The organism is Curtobacterium sp. AC273, assembly GCF_979253735.1.
Window position 1 is genome coordinate 124275 of the sequence record NZ_CEEDDU010000002.1, and the last position, 12335, is coordinate 136609.

Annotated in this window: 10 protein-coding genes and 2 pseudogenes; all 12 read right to left on the reverse strand. The window is 70.5% G+C overall.

Annotated features, from left to right (window positions below):
- Nucleotides 1–1507: 1507 nt before the first annotated feature.
- Nucleotides 1508–2245, reverse strand: coding sequence for an alpha/beta hydrolase (locus ACZ8AI_RS03460; RefSeq protein WP_464856589.1), 738 nt, complete (start codon nt 2243–2245; stop codon nt 1508–1510).
- A 16-nt stretch (nt 2246–2261) separates the two neighbouring features.
- Nucleotides 2262–2567: a hypothetical protein gene (locus ACZ8AI_RS03465; protein ID WP_464856591.1), complete on the reverse strand. Its 306-nt coding sequence runs from the start codon at nt 2565–2567 to the stop codon at nt 2262–2264.
- Nucleotides 2568–2580: 13 nt separating this feature from the next.
- Entirely contained in the window at nt 2581–3567 is a 987-nt protein-coding gene (locus ACZ8AI_RS03470; protein WP_464856593.1) for an aggregation-promoting factor C-terminal-like domain-containing protein, read from the reverse strand.
- Nucleotides 3568–3627: 60 nt separating this feature from the next.
- Nucleotides 3628–4176, reverse strand: coding sequence for a DivIVA domain-containing protein (locus ACZ8AI_RS03475; protein ID WP_464856595.1), 549 nt, complete (start codon nt 4174–4176; stop codon nt 3628–3630).
- A 65-nt stretch (nt 4177–4241) separates the two neighbouring features.
- Entirely contained in the window at nt 4242–5237 is a 996-nt protein-coding gene (locus ACZ8AI_RS03480; protein WP_464856597.1) for a phosphatidate cytidylyltransferase, read from the reverse strand.
- Nucleotides 5237–5791, reverse strand: a complete 555-nt coding sequence (frr, locus tag ACZ8AI_RS03485) for a ribosome recycling factor (protein WP_071292891.1) — start codon at nt 5789–5791, stop codon at nt 5237–5239. The genes ACZ8AI_RS03480 and frr overlap by 1 nt, the downstream gene beginning before the upstream one ends.
- A gap of 47 nt (nt 5792–5838) precedes the next feature.
- A pseudogene (gene pyrH, locus ACZ8AI_RS03490) lies at nt 5839–6557 on the reverse strand (UMP kinase).
- 108 nt (nt 6558–6665) lie between these two features.
- Nucleotides 6666–7493: a translation elongation factor Ts gene (gene tsf / locus ACZ8AI_RS03495; protein WP_133519574.1), complete on the reverse strand. Its 828-nt coding sequence runs from the start codon at nt 7491–7493 to the stop codon at nt 6666–6668.
- Nucleotides 7494–7592: 99 nt separating this feature from the next.
- Nucleotides 7593–8534 carry a 30S ribosomal protein S2 gene (rpsB, locus tag ACZ8AI_RS03500; RefSeq protein ID WP_464856599.1) on the reverse strand — a complete coding sequence of 314 codons (942 nt, stop codon included), beginning with the start codon at nt 8532–8534 and terminating at the stop codon, nt 7593–7595.
- Nucleotides 8535–8846: 312 nt separating this feature from the next.
- Nucleotides 8847–10295: pseudogene (locus ACZ8AI_RS03505) on the reverse strand (sugar porter family MFS transporter).
- Nucleotides 10296–10758: 463 nt separating this feature from the next.
- Complete coding sequence (locus tag ACZ8AI_RS03510; RefSeq protein WP_464856601.1) at nt 10759–11157, reverse strand: hypothetical protein; 399 nt, start codon at nt 11155–11157, stop codon at nt 10759–10761.
- Between the two features lie 227 nt (nt 11158–11384).
- Nucleotides 11385–12317 (reverse strand): tyrosine recombinase XerC, encoded by a 933-nt coding sequence (locus ACZ8AI_RS03515; protein WP_464856603.1) that lies wholly within the window; start codon nt 12315–12317, stop codon nt 11385–11387.
- Nucleotides 12318–12335 lie beyond the last annotated feature (18 nt).

Sequence of the window (12335 nt, forward strand, 5' to 3'; positions counted from 1 at the left end):
ACCCGCGCGCGTGCCGAGTCGGCCGACACCATCGAGCGCGCCCGCGCCGAGGCCGGCCTGCTCGTGCAGGACGCCCGCAACGAAGCGGCCGCGGTCCGCGGCGCCGCCGTCACCGAGGCGGCCGAGGTCCGCTCGGTCGCGATCCGCGAGACCAACGCGCTGCGCGCCCAGGTCGAGCACGAGGTCGCCGAGCTGCGCGAGCTCGCCCAGCGCGAGTCCGCCGACGCCCGACAAGCGGCCGCCGACCTCGACCGCGAGACCGAGCACCGTCGCAGCGTCTTCGAGGCCGAGCACACCCGCCGGGTCGAGGACCTCGACCACGAGGAGCGCACGCGCCGCGACGCCCTTGAGCGCGAGGTCACCGAAGGCCGTGGCGCCTGGCACCGCGAACGCGACGAGGAGCAGCAGGCCCACGCGCTCGCGCTCGAGACCGGTCGCGCCGACCTCGCGTCCGAGGTCGACCGTCGTCGTGCCGAGCTCGAGACCGAACTGGCCGAGCGTCGCCGCGTCCTCGACGAGGAGCTCGCCGCCGCACGCGCCGAGTGGGACCGCGAACTCGCCGGTGCCCGCGCCGCGCTCGAGCAGGAGATCGCGGCCGCCCGCGCCCAGCTCCGCGTCGACGAGGAGCAGACCCGCGCCGAGAACGAGCGCCTCGTGCAGGAGACCGCAGACCGCATCGCCCGCGAGCTCGACGAGCACGCCACCCGCATCGAGCGCGAGCGTGTCGAGGCCGCGGCCGAGGCCGAGCGCGCCGCGCGCGAGCACGAGAACGAACTGGCGGCCCGCCGCGAACGCGAGCACGCCGAGGTCGACACCGAGATCGCCGACCGCCGCACCGCCGAGCTCGGCGCCCTCGAGACCGAGCGGTCCGCGCTCCGTCAGGAGATCGACACGGCGCGCGCCGACCTGGCGAAGGAGCGCGACGAGGTCCGCTCCGAGATCGCCCGGGAACGCGACGAGGCACGCACGACGCTCGAGTCCGAGCTCGCTGCACGCCGCGACGACGCCGAGCAGGACTACCTGCAGAAGCACCACGAGACGGTGACCGAGACGCAGCGGTACCTCGACGAGGCGAACCTCCAGCTGGCCGAGGCCACGCGGCGGGCGACCGAGGCCCGGGAGCGTGCCGAGCGCCTGCAGCAGGAGGCCGACGACCTCGAACGCAGCAGCACCGCCGAGGCGCAGGAGCACGCCCGCACGATCGTCGCCGACGCCCAGGACCGCGTCCACAAGATGGTGGCCGACGCCGAGGAACGCACGGCCGCGATCATCGCCGAGTCCGAGCGACCGCCTCGCGGCGGTCCGGACCGAACGCGACGCCGTGGCCGGCTACCTCGAGAACCTGCGGGGCGTGCTGACGCACGCGACCGGCCTGCTCGGGACGGCGCCCGAGGGCGCCGGAGCCGACGACGACGCGGACGCAGCAGCGACCACGCGCTGACGCGATCCGACCTGGAGGCCCGCCCCGCGCCTCCAGGTCGGATCGCCTGCCGGAGGTGGCCGGCTGCTAGTGCGGCAGGTGCGTCGGCAACGGCGCGCTACCGGGCACGACCAGGTCCGCGATCGCGTCGAGCACGGTGCGCACGTACCGCTCCCCCACCCACAGGTGCTTGGCAGCCGCGACCGGCACCACGCGGACGTTCGGCGCCGTCGCGAAGCGACGGGCCGCCTCGTCCGGCTGCAGGAAGTCGTCGTGCTCGGGGACGAGCGCCATGACCGGCACCGCGACGTCGGCCCAGCGTGCGAGCTCCTCGTCGCTGGTGCGGTGCAGCGGTGGGGAGAGCAGGACGACACCGGCGACGTTGCCGGCCTCGACGTGCTCGAGCGCGTGCTTGAGGATCACCTCGGTGCCGAACGACCAGCCGACCAGCCACGGCGTCGGCAGACCCCGGTCGACGACGTCCGCCACGGCGGCCCGGAGGTCGAAGCCCTCGGAGACGCCGTCGCCGAAGGTCCCCTCAGAGGTGCCCCGCGGGGAGGTCACCGACCGGAAGTTGAAGCGGAGCACCGCGATGTCCGCCAGGGCGGGCAGGCGTGCCGCGGCCTTCTTGAGCACGTGCGAGTCCATGAAGCCGTGCGCGGTCGGCAGCGGGTGGAGGGTGACGATCGTGCCGCGAGCCCGGCGGTCGAGCGGCTCGGCGAGCTCCCCCACGAGCGTGAGGTGGTCGTCGGTCACGAGCTCGACGTCGGTGCGCCGGGCAGGCAGCTCCGTGTTCGAGCGGATCTCCGCCGTCTCGGTGCTCACGCGGTCGTCTCGGGGGTCATGCGATGCTCCAGCAGTGGTTGTGCCAGTGGCGGCGGGACGCCAGGTCGGCTTCGTCGCCCAGGACTCCGTCCGCACGCCAGACGACGACGTGCGCGACCCCGGGCAGCACCGTTCCGCCGCAGCCCGGGCAGACGTACTCCTTCTGCGCCGAGGCCGCCGAGATCGGCTGCACCAGGTACTCGCGCCCGCGACGGATCTCGGTGCGCTTCCAGGAGCTCATCAGCCGGTCGAGACCAGCCGACTCCTCCTCAGGACCGAAGACGCGGCCACGGGGTCGTCGCGGCCGGTTGCTGCGCGGCACCCCGGACGACCGATCAGTACCAGTCGTTACTGACGCTGTGCGCCCAAGCACCACAAGGAGTGCCGTACTGACCCGCGATGTAACCCAGCCCCCACGCGATCTGCGTGGCAGGATTCGTCTGCCAGTCGGCACCGGCCGTGGCCATCTTCGCGCCCGGGAGGGCCTGCGGGATGCCGTACGCCCCGCTCGGGTTGTAGGCGTTGACGCGCCAGCCGGACTCCTTGTTCCAGAGCGAGACGAGGCAGTTGTACTGATCGGCGCCCCAGCCGCGGGCCGTCACCTGCTGAAGCGCGATCGCCTGCGCGCTGCCCGGGTCGGGCGTCGCCGCGCTGGCCGCGAGCGTGTTCGCCGCGCTGACCGGCTTGTCGGCGGTGGCACCGTCGGCGTCGGTGGTCGCCTCGACCTTGGGCTTCTCGACGACCTTCGGCTTCGGCACGGTCACGCCGTACGCGTCGCGGGTGACGTCGAATGCGCCGTAGGTGCCGTGCGCGGTGTACTGCTGCGGTTCGGCCGGGGCCTTGACGAGCACGGGTGCGGAGACCGCTGCCTGCGCGACGTCGGGCTGCATCGGGTTGAAGAGCGACCCGCCCACGAAGCCGAACACGGCGAAGAAGGACAGCGCGGGGATCGTCGCGCGCTTGCGCATGAAGGTGTTCACGCCGCGGATCGCGGTCGGCTTGGACGGCGCCGTGATCGCTCGGGCGCGACGCTGCTTGACGATGCGCGGGTCCGACGGGGTGGTGGCACGCGCAGCAGCAGTGACGAGCGGCGTGTCGGAGACGCGCTCGGCAGCGACCGACTTGGGCGCACTGAACGGTTTCGGGGCGCTCACCGGGGCGGTCGGCACGGATGCCGTCGCGACCTGCGGGTTCGCCGGGAGGACCGAGTTCTCCGCCGTGCGGGTTCGGTTCAGTGCCGCGCGGCGCTCACCCGAAGCCGTGAGGCCGAGGTGCTCGTTGGTGTCGCGGTCGGAGCTGATGTCTGCCGTGTGCCTGCCCATGAGTTCGACCAGGATAACGGAACGATCACGGAAAGCGAAGCATCCGTGACCAGCGCGTCGTCAGCGGACGGCGAGCATGACCTCGACGACGGCGTCGAGCAGTGCGTCGACCTGCGCCTCGCGGTAGCCACCGTGCTTCGGACGGAAGACGATCGAGCGGACCTCGGTCAGGCTGAGGGGCTTGCCCTCCTTGAAGTAGCCGCCGAGACGCTTCGCGAACGCGTCGACGTCCTTCGGGTGGTAGCCGGTGCCGAGGAAGCTCACGCGGCTGAAGCGCTGGCCGTCCGGACGCTCCAGGCGGGCGACGACGTCGGAGGCCTTCGCGCGGGCCTCGGCGTACCAGGCCTTCTGTCCGACGTCGGCGATCTCACGCTCGCGCTCGCGGGCGGCGAAGGCGTCCTCGAGGCGCTCGAGGGCGGCGTCGACGTGTGCGGTCGAGTACCCGCCCTTGCGCATCGAGAACGCGGTGGCGCGGATCTTCGCCGCCTCGATCCCGGGGGCGCTGTCGTTCGCCGTGTAGGCACGACGCGCGTCCTCGAGGAAACGCTCGACCTCGTCGACGTCGTATCCGAGGGCGGAGCGGTCTGCGTTCGGGAAGGTGGTGGCCACGGCGACATTCTGCCAGGACCGGACCCGGGTGTGACCTGGACGCGCGGTGCAGGTCGTTCAGCCCGTCAGTGGTTGACGATGAGGTACACCACGTAGGCGACCGCGGCAGACGGCAGGATGCTGTCGATCCGGTCGAGCAGTCCGCCGTGCCCGGGCAGGAACGACGAGATGTCCTTGATGCCGAGGTCGCGCTTGATCATCGACTCGGTCAGGTCGCCGAGCGTCGCCGAGCCGGAGATGAGCACGCCGAGGATGACACCTGTCCACCACGGCAGGCCGAGCATCAGCCACGTGACGATGATGCCGACGAGGATGCTCGCGGCGACCGAGCCGGCGAAGCCCTCCCACGTCTTCTTCGGACTGATCCGGGGCGCCATCGGGTGCTTCCCGAGGTTGAGCCCCGTGGCGTACGCGCCGGTGTCGACGGCCACGACGACCAGGATGAACGCGATCACCCAGAGCGGACCGTCCGGCTGCGCCGAGAGCAGGACCACGCAGGCGCCGAGGAGCGTGATGTACGCCTGCACGAACAGCCCGTTCGTCAGGTCGCGGAAGACGTTGCCCGCCGGCGGCTTCGGCCGGGTGAACGCGACCTCGACGAGACGCCACAGGCTGATGAAGACGATGCCGCCGAGGAGCGTGAAGAGCGCCGGGATCTGTCCGCCGAGGAACGCCGCCGGCACGATGCCCACCGCCACGAGCACGCTCGGGATGCGCGGCACGTCACGCCCGGCGAACCGCATCGCGCTCGCGAGCTCGTACACGCCGACGCCGAGCAGGAGCGCCGCGACGACCATGAACGACGGGGGCCAGATGAGGAGCGACCCGAGCATCACGACGGCGAACGCCAGCGCGATGCCGATCGCCGCCGGCAGGTTGCGCCCCGTCCGCGCGGTCAGCGCCTCGTTGCGGGCGCCGAAGTCGGCCTTCCGCTGCCGGAGCTGCGCCTCGAAGTCCGTGCGGGCAGCTCGTGCCCGCGCATCGAAGTCCTGGCGCAGCCCCTTGGCGGAACGCTTCTGTGCTGTGGGGCGGTCATCGCCGCCCTGGTCTGGACGGGGCATCAGACCTCGAGGAGTTCGGCTTCCTTCTTCTTCAGCGCGTCGTCGATCTGATCGACGTGCTTCTTCGTCAGGGCCTCGAGGTCCTTGTCGCCACGCGAGATCTCGTCGTCGGAGATCTCACCCTTCAGCGCGTCGAGGTCGTCCTTGGCGCGGCGGCGGATGTTGCGGATGACGACCTTGTGGTCCTCGCCCTTGCTCCGCACGAGCTTGACGAACTCCTTGCGGCGGTCCTGCGTGAGCTCCGGGATCGTGACGCGCACGATCTCGCCGTCGTTCGACGGGCTGGCGCCGAGGTTCGGGAACGTCGCGATCGAGCGCTCGATCTCTTTGAGCGCCGACTTGTCGTACGGCGTCACGATGAGCGTGCGGGCCTCGGGCGTCTGCAGCGACGCGAGCTGGGCGAGCGGGGTCGGCGTGCCGTAGTACTCGACCGGGATCTTCTGGAAGAGCGCGGCGTTGATGCGGCCGGTTCGGACGGTCGAGAAGTCGTCCTTGGCGACCTCGACCGCCTTCGCCATCTTCTCGGTGGCTTCGGTCAGGACATCACTGATCACGGTGGTTCTCCTTCGGTACTGGCGTCGAGTCTAGTCAGCGGCGGGGGTCAGTTGCTGACCACGGTGCCGATGCGCTCGCCCCGGATCGCCGCCGCGACGTTGCCGTCGCCCTCCATGCCGAAGACGTGCATCGGCATGCCGTTGTCCATGCAGAGCGAGAAGGCCGTCGCGTCGACCACCTTGAGGCCCTTGAGCAGGGCGTCCTGGTAGGTGACGTGGTGCAGCTTCTCGGCGGTGGCGTCCTTCTTCGGGTCCGCCGTGTAGACGCCGTCGACGCCGTTCTTCGCGACGAGGACCTCGTGCGCGTCGATCTCGAGCGCACGCTGGGCCGCGACGGTGTCGGTGGAGAAGTACGGCAGGCCCGCGCCCGCACCGAAGATCACGATGCGGCCCTTCTCGAGGTGCCGCTCGGCACGCCGCGGGATGTAGGGCTCCGCCACCTGGGTCATGCTGATCGCCGACTGCACGCGCGTGGCGGCACCGGCCTGCTCGAGGAAGTCCTGCAGGGCGAGGGCGTTCATCACCGTGCCGAGCATCCCCATGTAGTCCGCGCGGCCACGGTCCATGCCGCGCTGCGAGCTCCGCGCCGCGGAAGAAGTTGCCTCCGCCGACGACGATCGCGACCTCGACGTCCTGTGCGGCGGCTGCGATCTCCTTCGCGATGGTGCTGATCACGTCCGGGTTCACCCCGAGCGAGGCCGGCGCCGAACGCCTCTCCCGACAGCTTCAGCAGGACTCGGCGGCGGCCGGTCTTCTCGTTCGTCATGTGCTCCAGGCCCTTCGTCGGATGTCTCGTGGGAATCTACTCGCGGCCCGACCGGGGCGCGAAAACGGGGCCAGGAACCGATTGGTTCCTGACCCCGTCACGGGTTCGTTACGCGCCGACCTTGACGCGGGCGAAGCCCTGGATCGTGATGCCAGCGTTCTCGGCGGCCTTCGCGACGGAGATCTTGTTGTCCTTCGCGTAGTCCTGCTCGAGGAGCGCGACCTGCTTGCGGTACGCGTTGAGGCGACCCTCGACGATCTTCGGCAGGGCGGCCTCGGGCTTGCCTTCCTCGCGCGTGATCGCCTCGACGGTCGCGCGCTCCTTCTCGATGGCCTCGGCCGGGATCTCGTCGCGGGTGAGGTACGTCGGGTTCGCGAACGCGACGTGCTGCGCGATCGAGCGCGCCTCGGCGGCGTCGGAGCCCGAGTAGGCGATGACGACGGCGATCTGCGGCGGGAGGTCCTGGCTGGTCTTGTGCAGGTAGACCTCGAAGTTCTCGCCCTCGACACGGGTGACCGTGCGGAGTTCGAGCTTCTCGCCGAGCGCGGCGGCGTTCTCGTCGATGACCTCGGCGACGGTCTTGCCGTCGAGCGGCGCGGCGTTGCCGGCTGCGACGTCGGCGGCACCGGCGGCGGCGACCGCGGCGACGACCTTGTCGGCGAGCGAGGTGAAGCGCTCGTTCTTCGCGACGAAGTCGGTCTCGCTCGCGAGCTCGACGACGGTGGCGGCACCGTTCTCGGTCGTCGCGACGACGACACCCTCGGAGGTCGCACGGTCGTCGCGCTTGGCGACGGCCTTCGCGCCCTTGATGCGGAGGAGCTCGACGGCCTTGTCGTAGTCGCCGTCGGCCTCGACGAGGGCGTTCTTGGCGTCCATCATGCCGGCCCCGAGGTCCTCACGGAGCTTCTTCACGTCAGCAAGGCTGTAGTTGGCCATTGACTGGAGTCCTTTCTGGACTGAGCGTTCGTAGCGAACTGTGCGTTCGCGAGAGAGAGGAGAGGGGCGCCGAGCCGATCGGTCCGGCGCCCCCGGTGGTCACTCGGCGGGGGTGGTCTCCGCTGCGGCCTCGGCCTCGGCCGTGGGCTCCGCGTTCTTCGCCTCGTCGGGGATCGGCTCGCCGATCTCCTTCGCGGCGACCTGCGCGTCAGCGTCGTTCTCCTCGACGGTGCTGCCCTCGACGGTCGCACCCTCGGTTGCGGCGTCGGCGGCCGGCGTCGCGGTCTCGCCACCGAGGAGCTCCTGCTCCCACTCGGCGAGCGGCTCGGCAGCTGCCTCGTCGTCGCCACCGTTGTGGCGGGTCTTCAGGCCCTCGGCCGCGGCGTCGGCGACGATGCGGGTGAGGAGGCCGACGGAGCGGATCGCGTCGTCGTTGCCCGGGATCGGGTAGGTGATCTCGTCGGGGTCGCAGTTGGTGTCGAGGATGCCGATGATCGGGATACCGAGCTTCTGCGCCTCGTCGACGGCGAGGTGCTCCTTCTTGGTGTCGACGATCCAGAGCGCGCTCGGGGTCCGCGTGAGGTTGCGGATACCACCGAGGGTCTTGTGGAGCTTGTCCAGCTCGCGCTTCTTGATGAGGAGCTCCTTCTTGGTGAAGCCCTTCGTCGTGTCGTCGAAGTCGATCTCTTCCAGTTCCTTCATGCGCGCGAGGCGCTTGGAGACCGTCTGGAAGTTCGTGAGCAGACCGCCGAGCCAACGCTGGTTGACGTACGGCTGGCCGACGCGGGTCGCCTGCTCGGCGATGGAGCCCTGCGCCTGCTTCTTGGTGCCCACGAAGAGGATGGTCCCGCCGTGCGCGACCGTCTCCTTGACGAAGTCGTACGCACGGTCGATGAAGGCCAGCGACTGCTGGAGGTCGATGATGTGGATGCCCGAGCGCTCGGCGAGGATGAAGCGCTTCACCTTCGGGTTCCACCGACGGGTCTGGTGTCCGAAGTGGACGCCGCTGTCGAGCAGCTGGCGGATGGTGACGACGGCCATGTGCCGTCCTCCTTCTGTGTTCTCGGCGCACAGCGCTGCTGTGCCCCTGTTGCGGTTGTGTCGAGCACGACCGGAGGTCGTGATCCCTGGTGCCCTGGCACGCGACCGCCCGCTCGTGAGAGCGGGACCGGTGGTCGGTTGCCGGATCCGTGACGGCGCCCCGTTGAGGGTGCTCCGTCGGTGACCCTGTGGACACGCGAAGTCAGCGCGCATCAGCGCACTGCTGGAGAGATCGTACCAGACGGGAGGCCCGGATCACGTGCGCCGATCGGCTCACGTGATCCGGGCCTCCTGTCCGGTGATCTGGGTGTGTCAGGACTTGGCGTTCACCGTCTCGCCCTCGGCGGTGATGCCCATCTCCTCGAGGGAGCGACCCTTCGTCTCCGGGATCTTCGCGATGACGAAGAACAGGGAGAGCAGGGCGAACAGGGCGTAGATGCCGTAGGTCACCGTGAGGTTGAAGCCCGAGAGCACCGGGAACGAGATCGTGACGATGAAGTTCGCGATCCAGTTCGCCGCGGAGCCGACGCCGAGCGCGGTCGCGCGGATGCGGTTCGGGAACATCTCACCGAGCAGGACCCACATGAGCGGACCCCAGGTGGCGCCGAACGACACGACGAAGAGGTTCGCGAAGATCAGCGCGATGACGCCCCACGAGCCGGGCAGGCTCGGCCGCACCGTCGACGATGGTGGACTGCGAGGAACGCGATCGCGACCATCGTCAGCGACACGAACATGCCCGCCGAACCGGCAACCAGGAGCGGCTTCCGACCGACCTTGTCGACCAGGAAGATCGCGATGAAGGTGACCGCCACGTTGACGACCGAGGTGATCGTCGAGATGAGGAACGAGTCGCTCTCCTTGAACCCGACGGCCTGCCAGAGCGTCGTCGAGTAGTAGAAGATCACGTTGATGCCGACGAACTGCTGCAGCACGGCCAGGATGATGCCGACCCAGACGATGGGCTGGAGACCGAAGCGGTTGCCCCGGATGGAGCCCTTCTTCTCGTTGGCCTCCTTCTTGATGCCGTCCTGGATCTCCTCGAGGTTGGTGTTCACCGTGTCGCGCGGGACGATCTTCGTCATCACCTCACGCGCGTCGTCGGTCCGACCCTTCGCGAGCAGGAAGCGCGGCGACTCCGGCAGCGTGATCGCCAGGATGCCGTAGACCACCGACGGGATCACGCCGACGAGGAACATCCAGCGCCAGGCCGGCAGCCCGAAGACCTCGGCGGAGGCGCTGCCCGCCGTGACCGCGAAGAACTGGTCGGAGAGCAGCGCGGCGAAGATACCGAGCGTGATCGCGAGCTGCTGGAACGAGGCCAGCCGCCCTCGGATCGCCTTCGGGGAGACCTCGGAGATGTAGGCCGGGGCGATGACCGACGCGGTGCCGATGCCGAGACCGCCGATGAGGCGCCACAGGACGAAGTCCCACGTGGCGAACGCGAAGCCGGACCCGATCGAGGAGACGAAGAAGAGCACCGCCGCCCAGAACATCACCCGGGTGCGACCCCAGCGGTCAGCGAGCCGACCGGCGAAGTAGGCGCCGAAGGCACTAGCCGATCAGGGCCGAGGCGACGGCGAAGCCGCTCGCGCCCTCGGAGAGGTCGAACTCCCCCTTGATGGCGTCGACCGCACCGTTGATGACGGACGAGTCGAATCCGAAGAGGAACCCGCCGACCGCTGCCGCGATGGCGAACAGCGTGACCTTCCCCTTGAACGCACGGTCTTCGCCGTGCTGCGTGGTCGCGTTCGACACGATGCTCCTGGGTTCTGCCGCCGTGCTGCTGTGGGCACGGTGCCCCGGCGGTCGGCTGGTTCGCCGTCCGAGCGGCGTTGCGTGGTCCGGAGCGGCCCCGACTGTACTCCCCGATCGGGGGACGGGTGCAATCGGGGCGCGGGTGGGCGTGGAGGGTGGCGCTGTGGCGCAGTCGGGCTCTGGCGACTCGGATCGACACCGTCGACGTCGCACGACAGGCGCGGTGTCGCAACCACGCGTCCGCAACGGTTGCAGGCGCGCGCTGATGACACGGTCGTCGTCGTGCGACATCCGCGTTTTCGTCCGTTGCGCACGCGCCTCCTCCACCGGCCTGGAGGCTCGACCCACTTCCCACAGATCCGCCCACCTCCGCCACGCCTGCGGTCCAGGGCACAAGGCTTGCTCCATGCGGATCGGCTCACGACTTCGACCCCGGGTGGGTGCCCTGCTCATCGCTGCCGTCGGCTCACTGGTGTCGTGCGTGCTGGTGCTGCCCGGTGTCGCCACGATGTCCGGGTCGTCGTCCGGCGTCCATGCCGGGGCCGATGCCGGGGGTGACGGCAGCGGCGCTGGCGCTGGCGCTCGTGCTGGTGTTGACGCCGACGCTCGCGCTGGTGTTGTTGCTGGCGATGCGACGGCACCGTGGGCGTGGCCGACCGGCACCCGAGTGGTCGGACGCCCGTGGGAGGCCCCGGCGAACGACTACGCGGCGGGCCACCGGGGCATCGACGTCCCCGCTGCGCTCGGTGCAGGCGCGGCAGCGGTCGACGACGGCACCGTGGCGTTCGCCGGCTCCGGTCGGCGGCAGGCCCGTGGTCACGGTCGACCACGGCGACGGACTGGTGAGCACGCTCGACTCGGTCACGCCGACGGTGGCAGCCGGGGACGTCGTCGAACAGGGCGACGTGGTCGGAACCGTCGCGGTCGGGCACTGCCCCGCGTCCGGCTCCGTGCCTGCACCTCGGCGCGAGGCTGGACGGCCGGTACGTCGACCCCATGCCGTACCTTCCGGCAGCCGAGTGGCCGGTCCTGCTGCCGGAGGGCACCTGGGACGGCTGACGGACTCGGTCACGCGGTCACGCGGTCACGCGGTCACGCACGCGGGTGTGCCGTCCGGTAGACCTCGCGGAGCCGCGCCGAGGAGACGTGCGTGTAGATCTGCGTGGTGCCGAGACTGGCGTGCCCGAGCAGCTCCTGCACGGCACGGAGGTCCGCTCCCCCGTCGAGCAGGTGCGTCGCCGCGGTGTGCCGGAAGGTGTGCGGTCCGCTCGGCCCCTCGCCCGGAAGGTCCTGCAGCACCCGTGCCACGATCCGGTACGCACCACGCACACCGAGCCGAGCGCCACGATCCCCGAGGAAGAGCGCGCGGGACTCCGGCTGTTCGGCAGATGCCAGCAGCGCGGGCCGACCACGGTCGAGCCACGCCTCGAGCGCGTCGCGGGCGGGCACCCCGAACGGCACGACCCGTTCACGACCGCCCTTGCCGAGCACCCGGACGGTGAGCCGCCCGCGGTCGACGTCGAGCACGTCGATGCCGACGAGCTCACTCACCCGGATGGCCGCGGCGTACAGGAGCTCGACGACCGCCAGGTCCCGCAACGCCACCGGGTCGTCCGCTGCCGCTCGTCCCGCGAGACCGTCGAGGATCGTCCGGACCTGGTCCGCCGACACGACGCGCGGCAGGTGCGACGCGCCCTTCGGAGCACGGAGCCGCGCGCCCGGGTCGACGGCGAGGACCCCGGACTCGCTCGCCCAGCGGGTGAAGGCCCGGACCGACGACGACCGACGGGCGATGGTCGAGCGTGCGAGCCCCCGGTTGTCGGCGTCCCAGAGCCAGTCGCGGAGGAGTTCGAGCCCCAGGTCACCGACCGACTCGACGCCCCGCTCGCCAGCGAACGCGACGAGTTGTTCGAGGTCGTTGGCGTACGCCCGGACGGTCTGCTCGCTGAGGCCACGCCCGTGCCGGGCGTGCGAGAGGAAGGCGTCGACCGCCGCCACCAATCGTCCGTCCGTCTGCTCCGCCACGGCCCCAGCGTAGGTCCG